Raw genomic sequence first — 21,527 nt, 5'->3', positions numbered from 1 at the left:
ATTTATGCGTTGATAAGCTTCTGCTTCAGCTGCTGCAACTGCGCCCGGACGGACCCATCGTATACAGTGGACCCGATCCGGACGACCGCGCCACCAAGAAGAGTTGCATCCTCACGATAGGTGGCACGTACGCTGCCTCCGGCAAGTCTGGACACCTGGGCTTCAAGTTCGACGCGATCCTGGTCGTTGAGGGGATGCGCGCTTGTAATCTCTGCCTCGGCCATACCTGCCTGTTCGTCAGCAACCAGGTGATACTCGCTCAGAATCTCATCCAGTTCGGCGAGACGCTGATGCTCCATGATGACCGCAAGGAAGTTCCGCACCTGGGGAAACATGCCGATACGGACAGAGATCGCGTCCAGCACCTTCAACTTATCCGCATTCGGAATGGAAGGATTCATCAAAACTTCACGAAGCTCACGACTATCGGCGAGAGTTCCACTGAAGTCCTGCATCTGCCGCTCTGCCGCGGCCACATCCAGATGAGCGGAGGTAGCAACAGAGGCGAAGGCATGGGCGTAACGCAAGGAGAGGACAGACATTAGTTTTGGCCTTCCTTGGAGCCGTCGCCCGCAAGCCGCCGGGCGAAGTTCTGCACCAACAGGCGGTCGGTCTCGGCCGTAATAACCAGCTTGCGAGCCGCCTGCTCAATGGCCAGTTCGGCAGCGTGCTGCTGAAGCTGGCGTTGCGCAAGAGCCGTTGCGGCTGCGATCTCCTGCTCCGCCGATGCGAGAATCTTTTGCTTCTCTTCTTCAACGCTGGCCTTGATGCGCTGCTCTTCTACCGCGGAGTCCTTCTCGGCCTGTGCGCGCATCGCCGCAATCTGATCGTCCAGCTTGCTCAATCTCTCTTCAACGCTGTTCAACCGCGCGCTCGCCTCTTCAGTAGCCGTACGGGCATCCACAAGATGCTTTTGGATCGCCGTGTTCCGCTTGCGAAAGGTCTTGGGAAGCGTCTTGATAAGAAACCAGCCGACTAGAATTGCCAAAACAATGAAGTTCGCAACAGTAAATGCCGTTGCGGCCTGTTCGGGATTCATGCCCAGCTTCGCTCCCAGGGCACGCACCGAAGGGGAATGAAGATACTCTTCATCTTCATCGGCGATCTTCTTATTTGCCTCGGGTGACTGGGCCTCAGGAGTGCTCTCCTGAGCTAGATTTGCGCTGGCAGACGCTTGCTGCGCTCTGGCATGAAACGCTGGCGCGAACAACATCGCCGCAACCGCTACTGCGAGCAGAGACCGCTTCATCTTATTCATTGCGTTCATGATTGCCGAGGGGTTCACTGTGCCACCTCCGTCGCATGAACAGTTGCAGGCAGCACCGCAGCAAGAATGCTCGCACTCAACTCGCCGCTAAGCTTCTCCACCTGCGCGCGCGCCTCTTGCGCACTCTGATCGATCTCCTGCTTCGCTCCGTTAACGCGATCTTTCGCCGCCTGCCGAACCTGCGCGAGGGCAGCCTCTCGTTCCTCATTCCACCGCTTTAGCCTCTGCTCACGCGCCTGAAAGATCTCGGCACGTGCGCTGCGCAGCTTGTCCTCATACACCGAAGTCTCGGCCTCAGCCGCCGCAATGGCGCCGCGAGCCTGCTCTACAGCGCCGGAGGTACGGGCGCGACGCTCTGCGAGGACACGATCCAGCGGGCGGCGAACAAGCAGCCCGTAGGCAGCCACCAGCAGAATAAAAAGGATCATCGTCGGCACAGAGCCGAGCACAAGTCCACCGAGTTGATTCAGTATCTGGTCCATGAATGGGGTTGGCCGAAGCCGTCTGGAAGTCCTGTCTGATCTGTCTTACACAGCTATCGTCTCCGCACAAAGAGAATAGTGCGCTAGCTGCATAATCGTTCGAGGTACACCTAGTTTTAGCAAAGCACTTACAGGAGTGTCAAACAAGCCAGATTCGATAATCGCGCAAACGGAACGATCTTCGAACATCCCGCGCGGCGAAGATCTTTCTTTGACTTCTCCTGCCAAAGGAATAGACTAAAAAATACCACCTGGACCCTAAAATCTGGGTCACATAGGTCGCGTGATTGGGGACACCACCTCCGCTCCCCGTCAGGCGGCCTATGCTAATTAAGCTCCATCTTCTCGCTCCCTGAATCTCCGGAACCGGTTCAACAGCGAAGCCGGACCCCGCGCCCTCACATGCGCCAGGTTCCCTTCGAATCTCTTATCGCCCACAATGGCTCCAGCCTCCAGCGCCGCCAGAATAGCCCCCTCCGACTGGGGCAGCCGATACCACATCTCGATCACCGGATCCACCACCAGCGCGTCGTCGATCGCCTTGAGCAGGTGCTCCAGCCCCAGCCTCTTCAGGCCGGAGACCGCGATGCTGCCAGGCGCTCCCATGGGCATCCCCTCGTCATCCGAGACCAGATCGATTTTGTTCAAAGCTTCAATAACGGGCTTCTCCGAGACATCAAGCTCCGCCAGCACCTTCTCCACCTGCGCCTTCTGCTCGTCCACCATCGGGCTCGAAGCGTCGCGAATATGCAACAGCAGTTCGGCGCGCTCCACCTCCTCCAGCGTCGCGCGGAAGCTGTTGACCAGCGTATGCGGCAGATTGCGAATAAATCCCACCGTATCCGAGAGCAGAATCTTTCTTCGCGATGGAAGCTGTAGCTGACGCAGCTTTGGGTCGAGCGTGGCGAACATCCGCGACGACTCCAACACCCCCGCCTCGGTCAGCGCATTGAATAACGTGCTCTTCCCCGCATTCGTATAGCCGACAAGCGCCACCACGGGAACCGGCACAGCCTCTCTCCGCTGCCGCTGCTGCCGCCGAATCCGCCGCACCGACTCCAGCTGCTCCTTCACATGATCGATGCGCAGGTTGATCTTGCGCCGATCCGTCTCAAGCTGCGTCTCACCGGGCCCGCGCGTTCCAATACCGCCGCCCAGCTGCGACATCGCCTTGCCCCGTCCAGCCAGCCTAGGCAGCTGATATTCGAGCTGGGCAAGCTCCACCTGCAGCTGGCCCTCACGCGTTCGCGCATGCCGGGCAAAGATATCCAAAATAAGCTGTGTCCGGTCGATGACGCGGCAAGGCAGCTTCGCCTCCAGATTACGCAACTGCGAAGGCGTCAGATCATGGTCGAAGAGCACCAGGTCAGCACCCGTCGAAGCCACCACCCCCTCGATCTCCTCCACCTTGCCCTGGCCAATCAGCGTCGCAGGATCGGGCTTCGCGCGCCGTTGCACAAGCGTCGCGACGACCTCTCCCCCAGCGCTGCGAGCGAGCTCCTCGAACTCCGCCAGCGAAGCGTCGAAATCAAGATCGGCCGCGCTTCCTGCACCAAGTACAGAATCGACAGCGCCTTCCTCAAGCGCCCTACCCGACGAAACCGCCGCCGCCGTCCGCGCCAGACGCGCCGCTGCCGTCAACTTGCGCCGCTCGCCGGTAAACTCCACCGCAATCAGCACCGCCCGTTCCGCCTGAGGCGCACCACGGCCAATCTGACGAGCCGCAGACTGACGCTGAGCATCTTCCTGGGCTTCGACCAGACTGCGCCTGACGATCTTCTTCCGATTCGCCTTCGTGTCTTCCGTATCTTCTGCAGCGGTCAACGGCTAGCGGCCCTGGGTCCCATTCGCGTCGTGCGCAGGAGTAAGCGGTGCCGGCGCCGATGCTACGGCGGGCCGCCCCTCCGGCTTGCTGTCGGAGCGCAACTCCACATGCGCACCCGCTCGTCCGCTCACAACGGTCGAGATCGCATGTTTAAAAATCAGCTGCTCCTGGCTGTTGTTCTCCAGCAGTACCGAGTATTTATCGAACGACCGAATCTTTCCCGTCAGCTTCACGCCGCTTACCAGGTAGATCGTGATCGGACTCTTATCTTTTCGCACGGTGTTGAGAAAAGTATCCTGAATGTTCTGTGCCGGCTTTGATTCCATGGGGCCGATCTCCTTTATCAATTTCTATCTGATGAGGTTCTACCGCGTTTCATTCACTTCGGAAGAAGACCCAGCCAACAAACACGCTGAGCCCGAAGCTAAGACTGTCAACCATACGAGCATCTGGGGCAATTATCAACCTGTACACCGCCCACATACAAACGCCCGCATGTCCCTGTTAGACGCAGACTCCTTCGGAACGACAGCCTGCGCTGCCTCTGCAAGTGCGACCACATCGATATACCATTGCAGATGTGACGATTCGGAACCCCCAACCCGTTCAGATGCTTGATTTCTCCCGTCAGTTCGCCAACCTCCGGCAGGAGCTGCTCGCCACCATCGAATCGGTCTGCGACTCGCAACAATTTATTCTCGGCCCGCAGGTCGCCAGCTTCGAACAAGCTGCCGCTGCTGCCTGTTCCGTTCCGCACGCTATCGGCTGTGCAAGCGGCACCGACGCCATCTGGCTAGCCCTGGCCGCAGCCAACGTCGGTCCCGGCGACGCCGTCGTCACCACACCGTTCAGCTTCTTCGCCACCATTAGCGCCATCCTTCGTTGCGGAGCCCAGCCTCTCCTCGCCGACATCGACCCAGCCACCTTCAACCTCTCCGCGGACGCCACCGAAGAGGTCATCCGCTCGCACGCCGGGTCCGCAGTCAAGGCCGTACTTCCCGTCCATCTCTATGGGCAGTGTGCAGACTGGGACGCCTTCACAGCACTGAAGCATCGCCACAACCTCGTGCTGATCGAAGACGCCGCGCAGGCCTTCGGAGCCACCTGGAACGGCACACCCGCCGGAGCCTTGGGCGACGCCGCCGCCTTCAGCTTCTACCCGACAAAAAATCTCAGCGCCATGGGCGATGCCGGTCTCGTCACCACCACCTCCGCCGCCATCGACGACCACGCCCGCGTCCTTCGCGCCCACGGCATGCGCCGCCGCTACTACCACGACGAGATCGGATGGAACTCACGCCTCGACAGCCTGCAGGCCGCCGTCCTCGAAGTAAAGCTGCGCCACCTCCCGGAGTGGAATAAGCAGCGCCGCAATCTGGCCGCACACTACGACGATCTCTTCCTCGCTTCAGGCCTCACCGGCATGACCACCGCCGAAGGCATCGTGCTCCCCGTCACCGACCTAAGAGCCGACCACGTCTTTCACCAGTACGTGATTCGCGCTCCCCGCCGCGACGCCCTCCGCCAGTACCTCACCGACCACAAGATCGGCAGCGAGATCTACTATCCGCTCCCCCTGCACCAGCAGACCAGTCTCGCCGACCTCGGCTACAAACAAGGCGACTTCCCCATCAGCGAAGCCGCCGCCACCGAAGTCCTAGCCCTCCCTATCTACCCTGAGCTCCGCGAAGACGAACAGCAAACCGTAGTCGACACCATCGCCAGCTTCTACGCCTGAAACTCCTTCCAACTGATTCCTTGTGCAAGTTCCGCAACAGCATAGTCAAAATGAATGACTCGCCTATGCCCCGGAAGGCTTGAGGCAGAAGACGCGTGCAACAAGAGTGGACGCATCATGAGAGCTCCGCCACTTTGCATCTCGCAAGTCACCACAATACTTCGGTTCGCTAATTCCTGAATCAACCGTTCGCTAAGTTTTCCATTGGTATGAGAGCCGGGAATAACACGCAGCGCTCCGTTCTCTACCGGACAATCGTCAAGATGTAGTCGAACTGAAATCATGCGCTCCAGCACAGAAGCAGGTGGTTGAACGTGCAGCACACCTGCTTTTGTGGACCATGGTCCGTATCCCACCGCTTCGACTCGCTCATTTACGGCGATGGTCACATCCTGATGCCACGGAACTTTCCAATTAGCGTCTTCTGTCTTATCAAAGAGAATTCCGCGCACAACGCGTGCTCCATCCCCTAATATCGCCTCAACCGACCTAAGAATTTCAGAGGAATTCGCCAAAAGGCGCATCCTTGGAAAGTCCAGAAGGTTTCTTACCCCTCCCCGACGACAGTCAGCGGGGAAGCCTTGCTCCACAAAATTTACCAGGTCTGCTACTTCATGCTCGGGGAGGAAGCCCTCCATCATCGAGTAGCCTTTTGAGTCAATCGAAAGGTCGATCACCTACTTGTGCCTCCGAGTCTTCGCAGTCGCCTTCTTTTTCTCGGCCACCTGCTCCGGATGAGCCTCTCCCGGAGCAGTCGTTCCCGGCTCAATCACGCGCCGCACCAGATTCCCCTCCAGCCGGTACGTCTTCAGCACCATCTTGCCCGGCACCACAGCTCCCGTAGTCGGGTCTGGAATCACAGGCCCCGCCTCATCCGACAACACCCGGTAGCTGAACGTCGGCGCGGCCACCGTAGCGGTCGGCGACTTGCCATACGGATCAGCCGCCATCTTCATCTCCACCGGCAGATATCCTTCGATGTTCCTGTCTCGGAAGCCAGTCTCATAGCGATGCTTCTTCACATTCCAGGTAAACACCCGCACCTGGTCGAAGTCGTAGGTCAACCCAGCCTTATATGGACTCAACACCGTTACATACACCGGAATATCTTTGTCGGCCTGCTCCGCCTCGGGATCGTTCACCGTCGTCAACACATACGCGCCAACGATCCGCTGCCCTTCCGCGTACCGAGTGATCGCATCCGGCGCATCCACATCCATCATCCGGCTATACAACCATCCCGTATCGCCCTTCGAGTCGCGCACCAGCCACCAATCCTCCATCGCCGGCGGAGCAGGCAGCTCCGGCGCAGCGCCCGCAGCCTTGCCGTCCTTCCCCACCACCGCAGCCGTAGCAGGAGCAGCCAGCTTCATGCCCGGAGGCACCGGCTTCGGAAGCGTCGCACGCTTCAGCAACTTCAGCTTCTCCCCCTCCGCCAGCCGATAGAACCGATCCGTATCGCGCCCCGGCCTGGCGTGCAGATACACCTCGTCCCGTACAACCGCGGAGGCCACCGCTGGATCACTCTGATGTGCCTGTTTCAACCCATCAAACTGATCGAAGATCTCTTGTGTTGCAACCACCTTCTCGTCGATCCATCCCTGTTCGCCCTTCGCCGTCTGCACTTTCACAAAGCGACGGCCATGTTCGAGCACCTGCAATTTATCGCCGTTCTCCACCGTCGCCGTGCGGTTCGATACCGCAGCCACCCGGTCCCGCAGAAACGTCTGCTTCGCCGTCACATAAACATACTGCGTCGTAGGCTTAGGCCTCAGCCGCGAACATCCTCCAAGCCCCACCCCCAGGCAAGCCGACACCACCGCCGCAGCGGCAAGCCGCGAGATCGACCGTCCTGAACCAGATTGACTCGAAGAGAGAAAGATAGCCCGAAAACTCCGCAATGCTGCAAACCCCACTCTCCCCATCTTACCCGTGGATGCGGCACACACATCGCAGAATTCCAACGCACCCGCGACCAACTCGACACTCCCGCTCAACCTCCGCCAGAAGCGCCGCCTCCATTAGTGCGTCAGTGCGTTGCCGCAACAGCAGTAGCACCCGCAGGATCTGTATCTGTCGCCACGCTGGTCGCAGGATCCAGCTCCCCCGGTGTCGTGACATCGAAGCTGTACATCGTCAGATCCGGGCTGCCCCCTATAGCCGCCGCCACCAGGTACTTATTCGTATTATCGATCGCCAGAGACTGCACCGAGATACCACTGCCATAAGGCGACCCGCTCAGCGCAGTCAGCGTCAGCCCCGCCGTCGTCGTCCCCGGAACAATCGTGTAGCCGGAGATCGTCCCATCCCCACGGTTCGCCGCATAGAGATAGGTTCCCGTCTTATCCATCACCACCGAGTACGTCCCGGTGCCTGCCGCAAACGGCGACCCGGATACCGGCGTCAATATCCCGTTCGACGCGATGCTGTACACCGCAACTCCACCATTGGCCCCGCTCCTCGCAAGGTAAGCGTAAGTTGTGGCCGAATTGATGACCGCCCCGTAGTCTCCCGTGGTCGTATTCGAGAATCCAATAGTCGAGGCTACGACAGCAAGACCCGTCGTCGTGTTGAACGTAAACACCGCATCCCCGCCAGTGCCCAGGGAGGCGATGATCATCGTCCCACTTGGCGAAATAGTTATCGCCGTCGGCTTCCAGATCCCAGCCGTAATCGAATACGTCGTAGGATTAGCCACCTGCGACAGCGCACCCGTCGAAGCATTGATCTGGTAGATATCGAGCACCTGCGTGGTGCCATCCAGCGCAATCAGCCACTGGCCGTCCGGCGAAACCGTAAGCGCAGTCGCATACGCCACCACCTGCAAAGACCCTGCGCTCGGAGCCGACAACGATCCATCCGAATTGATCAGATACACATAGATCCCGTTCAGACCACCCACATAGAGAAAACTATCGCTCGGCGTCACGACCATCGAGATCGGCGCAAATCCCGCGCTAAGCGGAGATCCATTCACTAACGTCAGCGTCCCCGTGCCAACCGTGAATCCAGCAATGGAACTTGTCGTCAGGTTCGCAACATACACCCGGTCCGTTCCAGTAGTAGTGCCGCCCCCGCCGCTTGAGTTATCCACTGGAACAAAGAAACCAGAACAGCCGGCAATCAGTGGCAATAACGTTGCGACCACGATAGCGACCCACCGACGCACACTAGCCCTTCGTTCCATCGTGCCTATGCCTCTTCCTTCGCAGCTGTCAGGTTCCTATAAGGATAATTCCAAAATCAATCTAAATCCGTCATCTATAATCTGCGCAATGTACGTATCGAAACGCCTGTACCGCCTTGTACTGACCCTGGCTGCATCTTCCCTCCTCTGCCCCTCTTCTTCCCTAGCGCAACGAGCCCACTCATTCGACGCAGCCACCGCCCAAACGACATCGTCCTCTACCATTCTTGAACGAGAAGTTCACGCAGATATGAACTTCCTCGCCGACGACGAGCTTCACGGTCGCGGCTCCGCCACACGCGACGAACACATCACCGCCCTCTTCGCCGCCTCCCAGTTCCAATCCCTCGGCCTCGAACCCGGAGGAGACAACGGCACCTTCGTGCAAAAATCCGCGCTCCCCAGCCCACTGCCCGCCCGCGCCCAGCAGCGAATCACCCGGTTCGAAGACACGCCCCGCAAAGAGACCTGGAACGCCATCGGCATCCTGCGCGGAACCGGCGCACCCAACGAAGTCATCCTCCTCACCGCTCACCTGGACCACCTCGGCATCGGCCCCGCCAACGCCTCCGGCGACACCATCTACAACGGAGCCGACGACGACGCCTCCGGCACCACCGCCGTCCTCGCCCTCGCGCACATTCTCGCCAGCGGCCCTCGCCCTCGACGCACCATCGTCTTCGCCCTCTTCGGCACCGAGGAGATGGGCGGCTTCGGCAACCGCGCCTTCCTCGCCCATCCCCCCGTCCCTCTCAACACCATCGTCGCCAACCTCGAGTTCGAGATGATCGGCCGCCCCGACCCCGCCGTTCCCGCCGGCACCCTCTGGCTCACCGGCTTCGACCGCTCCAACCTCGGCCCCGAGCTCGCAAAACACGGCGCGCACCTCGTCGCCGATCCCCATCCCGCCCAGCAATTCTTTCGCCGCTCCGACAACTACGCACTCGCACAGCAGGGCATCATCGCCCAGACCGTCTCCAGCTATGGCCTCCACAAGGACTACCACCAGCCCAGCGACGAGCTCAGCACCATCGACTTCACCCACATGACCCGCGCCATCGCCTCCATGGTCAACCCCATCCGCTGGTTCGCAGACTCTAACTGGAAGCCACAATGGAGCCCAGGCGGCCGCCCCGACACACCTCGTCCCGATACAAGCCACCCAGCCCCTACCACCCCTGCGCCAGCATCACCGAAATAGCCGCACAACGAAAAAAGCGGCCCACTCAAGGGCCGCTCTTTACGTAACCATATAAGTTACTTATAAATTTATCGCGAGTCTAATCGCGCAACATACAACTCAGTTCAGCCGCTCCGTCTTACCGAACCGCGAGTCCAGAGGTTTGCGCCCTTCAAATCCCTCTTCCTCCGTATGCCAGTGGGTAATCGCCGTCTCCCCCAACTTCCAGCACAGCAGCACCGTCCGGCCATCCATCATGCAAGGAAAGTCCAGCAATCCCTGCTCAAGATCCTTCACCTGCACCCCAATCGAGTCGATCTCCGACAGCGTATCTCTCGTCTCCTGCATCGCCTTCTCGCGCTCTGCCCTACGCCGTGCCGCGGACGCAACATCCACATGCATCCCGCCAGACAGAAAGATGCGATGGCTCAACAGCTGCATCTCGTGCTCCAGCTCGGCAGCCTTCGTTCCTGCCGTCTGAGCCCTCCGCAGCAGAGCCTCCACCACCGGCAACAGCGTCTGCGCCTCGCCCAATGTAAACGTCTTGCTCAAGCGCCCACCTTTCCAGTCGAGATCTCCAGCATGCGATCCAACGCCACCTTCGCCCACTGCTTCACATCATCATCCACCTTGATGCGATTCACCACTCGTCCCTCGACAAGATTCTCCAGCGCCCACGCCAGATGCTGCGGCGAGATCCGATACATCGTCGTGCACAGGCATCCTGCATCATCCAGCGTAATCACCCGCTTGCCCAAAGGAGCAAACCGTTTCGCCAGCCGGTTCACCAGGTGGATCTCCGTCCCAACGGCAAAGCTCGAGCCCCCCGGAGCCCGTTCAATCGCATGAATAATATGCTCAGTCGAACCCACATCATCCGCCTTCTGGCACACCTCCCAGCGGCACTCTGGATGCACGATCACCTGCATCCCCGGCTCTTCGCGGCGCACCCGGTCCACATGCTCCGGCAAAAACCGCTGATGCACCGAGCAGTGTCCCTTCCACAAGATCACCTTCGCGGCCTTCAAACGCTCCGGCGTCACACCGCCATTAATCTGATACGGATCCCAAACCACCATCTCGTTCAGCGCAATCCCCATCGCAAACGCAGTATTCCGCCCTAGGTGTTGATCGGGCAAAAACAATATCTTCTCCGCCCGCGCAAACGCCCACTCGAAGGCCCCACGCGCATTCGAAGACGTACAAACCAACCCGCCGCGCTCTCCACAAAACGCCTTGATCGCCGCAGCCGAGTTCATATAAGTCAGCGGAATCAAGTCACCAGTCAGCCCCGCCCGCTCCAACGAATCCCAGCAGTCTTCTACCTGCCCGATCTCCGCCATATCGGCCATCGAGCAGCCCGCATTCAGGTCCGGCAGAATCACCTGCTGCCACGGCCATCCCAGCACATCTGCCGTCTCCGCCATAAAGTGCACGCCGCAGAACAGCATGTACTTCGCATCCGTCTCCGCAGCGACCTTCGAAAGTTTATAGCTGTCGCCGGTAAAGTCCGCGAAGCGGATCACCTCGTCGCGCTGATAATGATGACCCAGCAAAACGACATCGGTGCCCAGCTTCTCACGCGCTGCCGCAATACGAGCATCCATCGTATGGTCAGGCTGCGCCAGGTAGTTATCGAGGGAACACGTATCTGCAACGTTCTCCGCCACGGCCGCAGCCGGTGCGATCTCCAATAGTCCGTTCAAAGTACTCCGCCTTCAGTCTCACAAGGTCGTGTAGATCAGCCAACAGCGCTGAACCTTAGCCTTCGAGACGGGGATGTTGAAAGCATGCACCGCCAGGTTGCAGCGGATTCACTGTGCCGGCCCAAGAGCCTTCACCCAATCCGCGGGGATGTTGCAACCACTTCATATTTCCTACAACTCACGCAGCCTCTTCTGCCGCGCTTAAATGATTAGACACACCTTGCGATCAAACGATGCGTCTCCGTGCAAAATCGCGCGGCGATCCATCCGCCGTACACCATAAATTTTACAACATCATCTATCACCCTCCATCCATTTGTCCCACCACCACGTAAGCCGTATCATGGGTCTTACTTATGCCTAGCTTTCCGGACACCGCCGTCATCTTCTTCCTCGCCCTGCTCCTCTTCGGGCCGAAGAAGCTGCCCGAGCTCGCCCGCCAGCTCGGCAAACTCATGGGCGAGTTCCGCCGCGCCTCCAACGAATTCCGCATGCAGATGGAGGACGAGCTCCGCGTCGCCGATCAGGAAGAGCAGCGAAAGAAGATCGCCGCCATGGAGGCCGCCGCGCCCGTCACACCCGCTATCGCCGCCGAAGCCACCATCGCTAGCCCCGCTTCCACAGAGACCACAGCGTCCGACATCCCCTCCGACGTAACCCCCGAACGGATCTCCCAATTGACCCAGGAACTCGTAGAGGACCACGCGCACCTCTCGGCCCTCCCCACCGAACCCCTGCCCATCGCCACATCCGGCGACCTCCATCTCATGCCACCCTCCACCGGCCTCCCCATAAGCAACTCCACGCTCTCCCCCATGCTCGACTCCATCCCCCACGTCTCCGAATCCGAGCCCTCCACCGTGCCTGGCCCCACGACCGAGGCCCCGCTGCATGGCTGATCTCGACCCCATCGACCGCGCCCGCGCCGCCATCACCGACCGTGCCGAACTACCCGGCATGAGTCTCATGGAGCACCTCGCCGAACTCCGCAAGCGACTCATCCATGCCACCGTCTATCTCCTCGTCGGCTTCTGCGTGGCCTATGCCTTTCACGAGCGCCTCTACGGCATCGTCCAGAAACCGCTCGACGACCTCCACATCGCGCTCAACTTCACCCACCCCACCGACGGCCTCAACCTCTACCTCAAGACCTCGCTCCTCGGCGGCGCCATCATCGCCTCGCCCTTCATCCTCTATCAGCTCTGGCTCTTCATATCGCCCGGCATGTACGCCAACGAGAAGCGCTACGTCTTCCCCTTCATGGGAGCGACCATCGGCCTCTTTCTCGCCGGTGCCTGGTTTGGCTATCACTGGGTACTCCCCGGAGCCATCAAGGTCCTCGTCCTCGATTTCGGCAAAAAGTTCAACCCTATCCTCACCATCGAGGACTACACCCAGTTCTTTCTCGCCGTCATCCTCGGCCTTGGCATCTGCTTCGAACTTCCCATCCTCGTCTTCTTTCTCTCCCTCTTCGGTATCGTCGACGCGAAGTTCCTCATCAAGCACATTCGTTACGCCATCCTCGTCATCTTCCTCATCTCCGCCATCATCTGCCCCCTGCCCGACCCCTTCAGCATGATCCTCTTCGCCACCCCCATGCTCGTCCTGTATCTGCTCGGCGTCGGCGTCGCCTACTTCGTTCACCCAAGTCGCCGCAAAGCCCGGGAGAAGACCTCCGCATGAACCTAACCCGCCGGTCTACTATCCTCCGCACCAAAGAAGATCTCCAAAAGGAACGAAATCGATCGCGCGATCCACGAACCCCGCGATCGAAACACCTTCTTCCGCTCCTATCTGTCTTTGTTCTTCTCCTAACCGCCGTCCACGCTCCCGCCCAAACAGCCACAGCGCACTTTAACGGACAAGTCGCCTACAATCTCACCGCACAGCTTCTCCAGGTCGCACCCAAACGCTTCAACGGCTCCCCCGGACACGACAAAGCCGAAGCCTTCATCAAGCAGCACTTCGCCGCCGAAGCCGCCAAAGGCAACTTCGAGACCGACACCTTCACCGCCACCACCCCCGCCGGCCTTCAGACGATGCATAACTTCATCGTCAAATATCCCGGCAAACGCGAAGGCATCATCGTCCTCGCCAGCCACTACGAGACCAACTACCCACTCCGCGACATCAACTTCTACGGAGCCAACGACGGAGCCGCCACCTCCGCCCTGCTCATCGAGATCGGCAACGTCCTCCGCACCCATCCCCCCGAAGGCTACTCCGTCTGGCTCGTCTTCGATGATGGCGAAGAGGCCGTCAAAGAGTGGACCAACTCCGACTCCCTCTACGGCACCCGCCACCTCGCCGCAAAGTGGTCTCAGGACGGCACCCTCCAGAAGATCAAAGCCCTCCTCGTCGCCGACATGATCGCCGACAAAGACCTCAACATCGACCGTGACCAGAACTCTACCCCGTGGCTGCTCGATATGCTCAAAGTCGCCGCAAAGAACACCGGCCACTCCAGCTCCGTCTTCAAGTACGAGAACGCGATCAACGACGATCACCTTCCCTTCAAACAACGCGGCGTCCCCGTCCTCGACGTCATCGACATCGACTACGGCCCCCACACCGCCTCCGCCCCAGACGGCTTCCACCACACCGAACAGGACACCCTAGACAAAATCAGCGCCCACTCCCTCCAGATCTCCGGCGACCTCTTCCTCGAAATGATCCGCCTGATCAACCAGCGCCCCTGATCATCCTCCCTCGACTGGCCCACCCATCAGCTCCCGACCAACGGGAGGGCCACCCAAAGGGGCACAAAAGTCACGAAGTGACCGCCCTCCGCGCAGGAGGCCCGTCCGGCAAGACAAGCCCAAATCCACGCAGAGAAACGCATCTACTTACTGCAAGCCTTCCCATGGTCCGGATGCGCGCCCTTGGCCTTAGCATCCGCCTCGGACATATACGCTCCAGCCTTCGTCTTCCCATAAAAATCCGTCCCATAGCAGTGATACACGTTGCTCGACGTATTCACCCACACCAACCCCGGTCCACCACCCGCAGCCAGTGGCCGCGCCGCAGCCTTCGCCGCAGGAGAAGAAGCCGAAGATGACGCAGCCTTCGTCACCGGAGCAGGCGTAGGAGCCGAGGCCGGAGAAGGCATCGGAGCCGGAGCAACAGCCGCGGGAGCAGCAGTCGCCGGAGCCGCAGCAGCCGAAGCCGCATACCATGTCTTCACACCCTGGTGTCCACGGCACGCCCCCTGCTTGCTCGCCGCCGTCGAGTACGTTCCATCCTTGCAAAGCCCCGTAGATCCTGCCGGCGGTGTCGCCTGGGCCAATGCGCACTGCGCGCCCACAAGTCCCACTGCAATCGCCATCAAACGAATCGCTGTCTTCATACACACTCCCGTTAGTTAGATTTGTGGCCCGAATCCTGAGTCTGGATACGGCAGAATCCTACGCCATCCCACTCTGGCTGTCACCCGTAACGTTACTAAAGCTCGCGAAAAATCACGCTTTCTCCCCCGGATGAGCCACCCGCTCCCCCCTTCGCGGGATAGTCCGAAATATTCTCGTAATCCTAATCTCGTTTCTGTCGATAGAGGAATCAACTATGCACACACCTTCTCTCCCATTCTTCCAGTCCCGATACAAGAGCATCATCCACCGCGACGCAACTCAGGACCCAGGCGAAGGATACTTCGATACCCACCAGGTCGGCGCCATCGTCCGCGGCCTCTTCCTGTCTTCGATCCTCTGGGGCCTGATCGCCATCACCGTCTACACCGTCTACAACATGATCGTCACCCACTGACCGATCACGTCCATCGTAGCCACGGTTAGCAGACCATCACTCATCCATCGTTGACCGTTCGTCAGTGACCACCCACCATCGGCCGACCTGACCAGCTGATCGTCGCAACGCCCGACTGTCAGCCCATCACGCGCAAACAGTCACGCATCGCGCCCTCACCGTGTAGCATCGACAGATGCCTGGCGTCACTCCCTACAGCCACTGGATAGGCTTCCACCTCTTCATCCTCATCCTCCTGGGGATCGAATTCTTCTACGCACGCCGCCAGGGCCCGGAGAAGACTTACTCCACCTCCGTCGCCTCCACCATCCTCTGGGTCGCCGCCGCCCTCGCCTTCTCCCTCTTCATCCTGCATACCCTCGGCAGCCAGTCCGCCACTCAGTACCTCGCCGGTTACGCCATCGAAGAGTCGCTCTCCATCGACAATCTCTTCCTCTTCCTCCTCCTCTTCCGCACCTTCAACATCGAACCTAGCAATCAGCCCAAGATCCTCTTCTGGGGAGTGGCCGGCGCCATCGTCATGCGCGGAGCCTTCATCATCGCCGGCATCTCCCTCCTCACCCGCTTCCACTGGGTCAGCTACATCTTCGCCGCCGTCCTGCTCATCGCCGCCGTCCGACTCGTCCTGCCATCCAACACCGCCGACCAGGGCCACGCCCCCGGCTGGATCGCCTGGCTCTCACGCGTCCACCCCGTCAGCCTCCGTCAGGACCGCTTCTTCGTCTTCGAAGACGGCCGCCGCATGATCACCGTCCTCTTCCTCACCCTCATCGCCATCGAACTCACCGACCTCGTCTTCGCCCTCGACTCCATCCCCGCCGTCCTCTCCATCACGCGCCACCCCTTCCTCGCCTACACCTCCAACATCATGGCCGTCATGGGCCTGCGCTCCCTCTACTTCCTCCTCGCCCATCTGCTCTCCAAGCTGCGCTTCCTCCACTACGGCCTCGCCCTCGTCCTTGCCTTCGCCGCTCTCAAGATGCTCGCCGCCCACTGGTTCGAGATCGGCCCCCTCCAATCACTCGCCGTCATAGTAACTATCCTTGCCGTTACCATCTGCGCATCTCTATGGATAAAGGCACCTGACACGATAGCAAGTAACCATTAAGAGCTGACCCAATAGCACTTACATCAAACAAGCACAAAAACGTTAGTCCACTCCAGAAAACAGCCATTAAAATAAAAACAGTAAAGATATTCCCATCCCGTGGAGAAAATGTCTTCTAAGCCCCTGTGATATCACAAAAAATAATTCAAACTTATTTCGAAATCGATAAATCCAGTTCGAATCCGGCCTCGTTCTAGCCCTCTCACAAAAATCTCAAAAAAGATTGCCTGAAACCATGGTTTTAGGCATGCGAATCCATCGGTAATCTTTGGCGCACAGCTTGCATTACCTCTGGCCATAAGGAGATACACCTATGAAATCGCTTGCCGCATTTCTCGCCCTGGTCATTCTTGTTCTCGCACCACTCACCGTTCACGCAGACCCGATCCTCACTCTCAAAACAGGCGTCATCTCCGATGTCCTGGTCGAAACGCCCATCCTCGGCGGAGAGCAGTTCGTCTACACCAACCTCTATACCGATATCTTCAACACCACCCTGCAAACCTTCACCGCCACCTACACCGACATCCTCGGCGTCAGCCTGCTCAACGTCACCGACGTCTGCGCTCAGGTCAACGTCGTCTTTGCCGCCAAGCCATGCAGCGCCCTCGCCTTCTCCTTTACCGACCTATCCCTCGGTAACGCCATACAGCTTGGCGCACTCGGCACACTCGGTCTGAACCTCACCGGCGACGTCGTAGGCATCAACTTCGGCGCAAGCATCGGCGGCGGCTCCGCGGAGATCGGCTTCGGAAACCCGCCCCCCTCCAACAGCCCCGTCCCAGAGCCCGGAACCCTCAGCCTCTTCGCTACAGGTCTCCTCGGCGCCGCAGGTATGGTCCGTCGCAGATTTGCCGCAGTCTAGCCATCCGCAGCACGCACACGCAGTAAAAGCAACACCGCAAGGCAGATTATGGGTCGCCACAACGTGGCGGCCCACTTTTTCGTCCGCCAGCCAGCAAGCCCGCAGAAAATCCCCGGTCCATATCCGACCGAACTTGTCGTAATTAAAATCCTTGTGTACAAAAGAAGCAGCATGTCCTCTTCTCACACTCTTTTGAAGTACATCCGCCTCGTCCATCTCTATCTCGGCGTCTTCATCGCCCCCGCGCTCCTCTTCTTCGCCTTCACCGGAGCGCTCCAGACCTTCAGCCTCCACGAGACCACCCGTGGCAGCAGCTACAAGCCACCCGCCTGGGCCGTCACCCTCGGTCAGATCCACAAGAAACAGACCACCATCGTCCCAGTAAGAAAGCTTCCCCCACCTGACAAACCAAGCGATAAATCACCCGATCATGTAGACAGGCTAAACGACAAAACTCAGCAGCCCTCCGCACCCAAACCACCGGACGCCCCCGCGCCCAAGCCCCACAACACCCTCCCACTCAAAATCTTCTTCCTGCTCGTAGCCATCGGACTCTTCCTCTCCACCCTCACCGGCCTCTACATGTCCTACAAATACGTCCGCAACCGCCTCATCATCACCGCAATCCTCGTCGCCGGCGTCGTCGTCCCAATCATCCTCGGCATCCTGTAAAAATTATGTAACCCCCACCAGCACATAACTCTAAACACCTGGCGGTCGCGCAGCCAAGTCACTCCCGACCGCCCTTCCTTCCCCATCGCAAAGCCGTAATCAGCATCAGCATCGCAACCAGCCCGCCACCAAACAATCCAGCCATCGCACCCGCCAGCACTACCGGCCCCCCATGCCGCAGCCCACTCACTCCAACTCCCGCAACCTTATAAAAGACAGCGCCCCCCACCACGCAAAAGCTAACAACCGCGCCCACCAGCGCCGCCACCACTCGCCCCAACCCCATCTCAGCACTCACCGCAACACCCTCTCTCCACGCCTAAGCCACAAACTCCACCCTCCCCTGCCGCATCACCGAGTGCTTCGCCGCCCCATCCCGCAACGGAAAATCATTCCTGTAGTGCGCCCCCCTGCTCTCCTCGCGCCCCAGCGCCGAAGCCACAATCATCTGCGCCACGCAGTGCAGATTCCTCGCCTCCAACGCCCGCCGATATAACCCCTTCGGCATACTCACGACCAGCGCATCCAACCCTCGCTGCGCCAGCCCCAACCCACCCTCATCGCGCAACAACCCCGCATATCTCCACATCAACTCCCGCAGCTCCGCAATCCACCGCTCCGTCGCCGCCTCACTCGTCACCCCCGCCGGCGCAACCGGAGCCACCCATGCCTCATCCCCCAGACCCAGCGCTCCAGTACCCCGCTCCCCCATCATCGTCTCCGCCGCCAACGCTCCAAACACCAGCCCCTCCAACAAAGAGTTGCTCGCCAGCCGATTCGCTCCATGCACCCCCGTGCAAGCCGCCTCTCCCGCCGCATAAAGCCCCGGCAGCGACGTCCTCCCCTGCACATCCGTCCTCACCCCACCCATCAAATAATGCGCCGCAGGCCTCACCGGAATCAGGTCCCTGCCCAGCTCCAGCCTGTACTTCGTCAAAAATCTCGAGATCCCCGGAAACCGCGCCTGCAGATCCTTCTTCACATGCCGCATATCCAGGTACACCGTCCCATCCATCCCCTCGCGTGTAATCGCCCTCGCCACCACATCCCTCGGCGCAAGCTCCAGCAGCGGATGATATCTCTCCATAAACCGCTCACCCTTCGCATTCAGCAGATGAGCGCCCTCACCCCGAAGCGCCTCGCTCAACAGAAACCGAGGAGCCCCCGGCTCGCTAAACGCCGTCGGATGAAACTGATAAAACTCCATATCGCTTACCTCAGCCCCCGCCCGATAAGCCATCGCAATCCCGTCGCCCGTCGCCACCGCTGGATTCGTCGTATCGCTATACACCTGCCCCGCGCCCCCGCTTGCCAGCAACACCGCACCCGCCCGCACCACGCGCAACCCACCCTCACCATCCAGCAGCGTAGCCCCCACCACGCGACCGCCATCGACGATCAGATCCACACTCGTCGTCCACTCCATCAACTCGATCCGGCCCGTCCGCACCGCAATCTCTCGCACATGCCGCAGCAGCGACACTGCAATCTCCCGCCCCGTCGCATCCCCATTCGCATGCAGAATCCGCGACAGGCTATGCGCCCCCTCCCGCGTCCGCATCAACTCACCACCGTTCCCCGCATCACTCTCCGGATAGCGATCGAACGCCGTCCCCCAAGCCAGCAGCTCCTCCACCCTCTTCGGTCCCTCAGCCACCAGCACCGCCGCCGCCGCCCGATTCACCAACCCATCCCCCGCCGCCATCGTGTCCTCCAGATGCAGCGCCACATCCTCATCCCCACCCATCGCCACCGCGATCCCACCCTGCGCATAAGCCGTATTCGACTCCGCCAGCTCTTCCTTGGTCACCACCAGCACCGAACCCACATCCACCAGCCGGATAGCCGCGCTCAGCCCTGCAATCCCTGCCCCAATCACTAAAAAATCAACACGTTCCATATATTCGATGCTACTAGAAAGACTCTGTCCTGCCGGACGGGCCGCCTGCTCGGCGAGAGGTCACTTCGTGACGCGTATACCTTGTCGCGACAGGATCATCACCCTACTCCTCCCGCTGGTCGGAATCTAAAGCCAACCAACGGAAGGCCCACCCGAAGGAGTACAAAAGTCACGAAGTGACCTCCCCGCGAGCAGCGGGGCCCGTCCGGCAGGACATAGCAGGAAAAATCTTGCGATACGATTGAAGACACCGTGCCCGTCATCCCCGTCAACACGCCCTCCGCCGCCTACAACGTCACCATCTCCCCCAACCTCCTCCCCACGCTCCACTCCCACCTCCGCAAGCTCAATCCCGGCAAACCCTTCCGCCCCTTCATCATCACCTCGCCCAACATCTGGGCCCTCTGGTCGAAGCCCTTCCTCGCCAGCTTCAAAGAATCCCCCACCGTCCTCTTCCATCCCGCAGGTGAGCGCCACAAGCGCATGTCCAGCGTCGAATCCCTCGCCCAACAGCTCTCCACCGCCGGAGCCGACCGCGACGCACTCCTCCTCGCCTTCGGTGGCGGCGTCATCGGCGACATCACCGGCTTCCTCGCCGCCATCTACATGCGCGGCATCCGCTACGTCCAGATCCCCACCACCCTCCTCGCCCAGGTAGACTCCTCCATCGGCGGCAAGACCGGCGTCAACCTCCTCGCCGGTAAAAATCTCATCGGCAGCTTCCACCACCCGCAAGCCGTCCTCGCCGACACCGATCTCCTCCGCACCCTCCCCCCACGCGAGCTCCGCGCCGGCCTGCAGGAGTCCGTCAAAGCCGCCATCATCTACGACGCAAAACTCTTCCGCTACATGGAGCAAAACGCCGAAGCCATCCTGAGCGCAAGTAACGCCAAAAAAGAGAACGCCGACACCAAAGCCCTCACAAAAGTCGTCTCTGCCTCCGTCCGCGTCAAAGCCGACGTCGTCAGCAAAGACGAAAAAGAGTCCGGCCTCCGCATGATCCTCAACTTCGGCCACACCATCGGCCACGCCATCGAGTCCGCCACCAACTACAAGCAGCTCCTCCACGGCGAAGCCGTAGCCTGGGGCAGCATCGCCGCACTCAGCGTAGCCATAGCTCGCAACACGATCAGCGAAAAAGACGCGAACCGCATCGTAAATCTGATCCTCCGCTACGGCCCACTCCCCACCTTCAAAGCCACCGCTGAAAAACTAGTAGCCCTCACCGCCCGCGACAAGAAAAACCGCAGCGGCACCCGCTCCTTCGTCCTCCCCACTGCCATCGGCCACACCGAAATCGTCCGCGACGTCACCGAACCCGAACTCCTCACCGCCACCCAATCCATGCTCTCCCTCATGCTCCAGCAGCGAAAAAATTGAATTCTTTATGATGACGCGCAGATCGTGCATTGTGGCCGCAATCCTCGCCCTAATCCCTGTACCTCTCGCTTACACTCAGGAAAAACCCGCCCGGCTAACCTTCGAAGCAGCATCGATCAAGCTCTCGAAGCCGAGCCTCCAGAACGGTGGCGGCGGTATCAAACCACTGCCCCAGGGCCAGGGATACATCGCGCAAAACATCCCCGTAAAGCTCATGATCGGCCTGATGTATCAAGTACCGCTTCGCCAGATCAAAGGCGGCCCAGCCTGGCTCGACACCGACCACTACGACATCGAAGCCCGCGCCGACCACCCCTACAACATCGACGATCTCCACATCATGTTCCAGAACCTGCTCGCCGACAGGTTTAGCCTGAAGTTCCACAAGGAGAGCAAACAAGGCAACGTCTATGCCCTGACAGTGGACAAAACGGGACTGAAGATGAAGGTCAACG

The 21,527-nt window shown here is 59.9% G+C and carries 24 protein-coding genes; 11 read left to right on the top strand and 13 right to left on the bottom strand.

Annotated features, from left to right (window positions below; genetic code table 11):
* Positions 1 to 2 precede the first annotated feature (2 nt).
* The 5 genes from atpH to hfq form a co-directional block, all read right to left on the bottom strand.
* Positions 3 to 542 (bottom strand): ATP synthase F1 subunit delta, encoded by a 540-nt coding sequence (gene atpH, locus GSQ82_RS10920; protein WP_158792330.1) that lies wholly within the window; start codon positions 540 to 542, stop codon positions 3 to 5.
* Positions 542 to 1,285, bottom strand: a complete 744-nt coding sequence (locus GSQ82_RS10915) for an ATP synthase F0 subunit B (protein ID WP_254061580.1) — start codon at positions 1,283 to 1,285, stop codon at positions 542 to 544. Before GSQ82_RS10915 ends, atpH begins: the two co-directional genes overlap by 1 nt.
* Positions 1,282 to 1,749 carry an ATP synthase F0 subunit B gene (locus tag GSQ82_RS10910; protein WP_158792329.1) on the bottom strand — a complete coding sequence of 156 codons (468 nt, stop codon included), beginning with the start codon at positions 1,747 to 1,749 and terminating at the stop codon, positions 1,282 to 1,284. The genes GSQ82_RS10915 and GSQ82_RS10910 overlap by 4 nt, the downstream gene beginning before the upstream one ends.
* Before the next feature lie 330 nt (positions 1,750 to 2,079).
* On the bottom strand, positions 2,080 to 3,573 hold the full coding sequence (gene hflX / locus GSQ82_RS10905) for a GTPase HflX (RefSeq protein WP_254061579.1): 1,494 nt from the start codon (positions 3,571 to 3,573) through the stop codon (positions 2,080 to 2,082).
* A 3-nt stretch (positions 3,574 to 3,576) separates the two neighbouring features.
* Entirely contained in the window at positions 3,577 to 3,900 is a 324-nt protein-coding gene (gene hfq / locus GSQ82_RS10900; protein ID WP_158792328.1) for an RNA chaperone Hfq, read from the bottom strand.
* Positions 3,901 to 4,154: 254 nt separating this feature from the next.
* Between hfq and GSQ82_RS10895 the strand changes: the two genes are divergently transcribed.
* Complete coding sequence (locus tag GSQ82_RS10895) at positions 4,155 to 5,312, top strand: DegT/DnrJ/EryC1/StrS aminotransferase family protein (protein WP_254061578.1); 1,158 nt, start codon at positions 4,155 to 4,157, stop codon at positions 5,310 to 5,312.
* Here the strand turns inward: GSQ82_RS10895 and GSQ82_RS10890 are convergent.
* The 3 genes from GSQ82_RS10890 to GSQ82_RS10880 form a co-directional block, all read right to left on the bottom strand.
* Entirely contained in the window at positions 5,303 to 5,989 is a 687-nt protein-coding gene (locus tag GSQ82_RS10890) for a phytanoyl-CoA dioxygenase family protein (RefSeq protein WP_158792327.1), read from the bottom strand. The genes GSQ82_RS10895 and GSQ82_RS10890 overlap by 10 nt on opposite strands.
* Entirely contained in the window at positions 5,990 to 7,261 is a 1,272-nt protein-coding gene (locus GSQ82_RS10885) for an SH3 domain-containing protein (RefSeq protein ID WP_254061577.1), read from the bottom strand. It lies immediately after the preceding gene.
* A gap of 80 nt (positions 7,262 to 7,341) precedes the next feature.
* Positions 7,342 to 8,499: a hypothetical protein gene (locus GSQ82_RS10880; protein WP_158792326.1), complete on the bottom strand. Its 1,158-nt coding sequence runs from the start codon at positions 8,497 to 8,499 to the stop codon at positions 7,342 to 7,344.
* A 250-nt stretch (positions 8,500 to 8,749) separates the two neighbouring features.
* On the opposite strand from GSQ82_RS10880, the gene GSQ82_RS10875 reads away from it, so the two are divergent.
* The gene (locus GSQ82_RS10875) at positions 8,750 to 9,700 is read left to right on the top strand and encodes a M28 family peptidase (RefSeq protein WP_158792325.1); all 951 of its coding nucleotides are present in this window, start codon (positions 8,750 to 8,752) and stop codon (positions 9,698 to 9,700) included.
* Between the two features lie 99 nt (positions 9,701 to 9,799).
* Here the strand turns inward: GSQ82_RS10875 and GSQ82_RS10870 are convergent, their stop codons facing one another.
* On the bottom strand, positions 9,800 to 10,231 hold the full coding sequence (locus GSQ82_RS10870; protein WP_158792324.1) for a DUF2203 domain-containing protein: 432 nt from the start codon (positions 10,229 to 10,231) through the stop codon (positions 9,800 to 9,802).
* On the bottom strand, positions 10,228 to 11,385 hold the full coding sequence (nadA, locus tag GSQ82_RS10865) for a quinolinate synthase NadA (RefSeq protein ID WP_254061576.1): 1,158 nt from the start codon (positions 11,383 to 11,385) through the stop codon (positions 10,228 to 10,230). The genes GSQ82_RS10870 and nadA overlap by 4 nt, the downstream gene beginning before the upstream one ends.
* Positions 11,386 to 11,741: 356 nt before the next feature.
* Here nadA and GSQ82_RS25350 point away from each other — a divergent pair, with 356 nt between their 5' ends.
* From GSQ82_RS25350 to GSQ82_RS10850, 3 genes are read left to right on the top strand one after another with little or no spacing between them, the layout of a single operon-like run.
* Positions 11,742 to 12,284, top strand: coding sequence for a twin-arginine translocase TatA/TatE family subunit (locus GSQ82_RS25350; RefSeq protein ID WP_158792323.1), 543 nt, complete (start codon positions 11,742 to 11,744; stop codon positions 12,282 to 12,284).
* Entirely contained in the window at positions 12,277 to 13,068 is a 792-nt protein-coding gene (tatC, locus tag GSQ82_RS10855) for a twin-arginine translocase subunit TatC (RefSeq protein ID WP_158792322.1), read from the top strand. Before GSQ82_RS25350 ends, tatC begins: the two co-directional genes overlap by 8 nt.
* A complete protein-coding gene (locus GSQ82_RS10850; RefSeq protein ID WP_158792321.1) occupies positions 13,065 to 14,084 on the top strand; it encodes a M28 family peptidase in 1,020 nt (339 codons plus the stop codon). Before tatC ends, GSQ82_RS10850 begins: the two co-directional genes overlap by 4 nt.
* 143 nt (positions 14,085 to 14,227) lie before the next feature.
* On the opposite strand, the gene GSQ82_RS10845 is transcribed toward GSQ82_RS10850, so the two are convergent.
* Positions 14,228 to 14,731 (bottom strand): DUF3761 domain-containing protein, encoded by a 504-nt coding sequence (locus GSQ82_RS10845; protein WP_158792320.1) that lies wholly within the window; start codon positions 14,729 to 14,731, stop codon positions 14,228 to 14,230.
* A 215-nt stretch (positions 14,732 to 14,946) separates the two neighbouring features.
* On the opposite strand from GSQ82_RS10845, the gene GSQ82_RS10840 reads away from it, so the two are divergent.
* The 4 genes from GSQ82_RS10840 (at position 14,947) to GSQ82_RS10825 (ending at position 17,792) form a co-directional block, all read left to right on the top strand.
* A complete protein-coding gene (locus GSQ82_RS10840; RefSeq protein ID WP_158792319.1) occupies positions 14,947 to 15,147 on the top strand; it encodes a hypothetical protein in 201 nt (66 codons plus the stop codon).
* A 175-nt stretch (positions 15,148 to 15,322) separates the two neighbouring features.
* Positions 15,323 to 16,255 carry a TerC/Alx family metal homeostasis membrane protein gene (locus GSQ82_RS10835; protein WP_158792318.1) on the top strand — a complete coding sequence of 311 codons (933 nt, stop codon included), beginning with the start codon at positions 15,323 to 15,325 and terminating at the stop codon, positions 16,253 to 16,255.
* 313 nt (positions 16,256 to 16,568) lie between these two features.
* The gene (locus tag GSQ82_RS10830) at positions 16,569 to 17,120 is read left to right on the top strand and encodes a PEP-CTERM sorting domain-containing protein (protein WP_158792317.1); all 552 of its coding nucleotides are present in this window, start codon (positions 16,569 to 16,571) and stop codon (positions 17,118 to 17,120) included.
* 171 nt (positions 17,121 to 17,291) lie between these two features.
* Positions 17,292 to 17,792, top strand: coding sequence for a PepSY domain-containing protein (locus GSQ82_RS10825; protein ID WP_158792316.1), 501 nt, complete (start codon positions 17,292 to 17,294; stop codon positions 17,790 to 17,792).
* A 58-nt stretch (positions 17,793 to 17,850) separates the two neighbouring features.
* On the opposite strand, the gene GSQ82_RS10820 is transcribed toward GSQ82_RS10825, so the two are convergent.
* Both GSQ82_RS10820 and nadB read right to left on the bottom strand, forming a co-directional pair.
* Positions 17,851 to 18,090, bottom strand: coding sequence for a hypothetical protein (locus tag GSQ82_RS10820; RefSeq protein WP_158792315.1), 240 nt, complete (start codon positions 18,088 to 18,090; stop codon positions 17,851 to 17,853).
* A 21-nt stretch (positions 18,091 to 18,111) separates the two neighbouring features.
* Entirely contained in the window at positions 18,112 to 19,692 is a 1,581-nt protein-coding gene (gene nadB / locus GSQ82_RS10815) for an L-aspartate oxidase (protein WP_158792314.1), read from the bottom strand.
* Between the two features lie 252 nt (positions 19,693 to 19,944).
* Between nadB and aroB the strand changes: the two genes are divergently transcribed.
* Both aroB and GSQ82_RS10805 read left to right on the top strand, forming a co-directional pair.
* The gene (aroB, locus tag GSQ82_RS10810; protein ID WP_158792313.1) at positions 19,945 to 21,072 is read left to right on the top strand and encodes a 3-dehydroquinate synthase; all 1,128 of its coding nucleotides are present in this window, start codon (positions 19,945 to 19,947) and stop codon (positions 21,070 to 21,072) included.
* A gap of 7 nt (positions 21,073 to 21,079) precedes the next feature.
* Positions 21,080 to 21,527, top strand: a 448-nt coding sequence (locus GSQ82_RS10805; protein WP_158792312.1) for a TIGR03435 family protein, incomplete at its 3' end; no start/stop codon positions are given.

Source organism: Granulicella sp. L60, assembly GCF_009765825.1.
Lineage (GTDB): Bacteria > Acidobacteriota > Terriglobia > Terriglobales > Acidobacteriaceae > Edaphobacter.
Note: the sequence above shows the minus strand (reverse complement) of the source record. Positions and strands in the feature narration are given on the sequence as shown.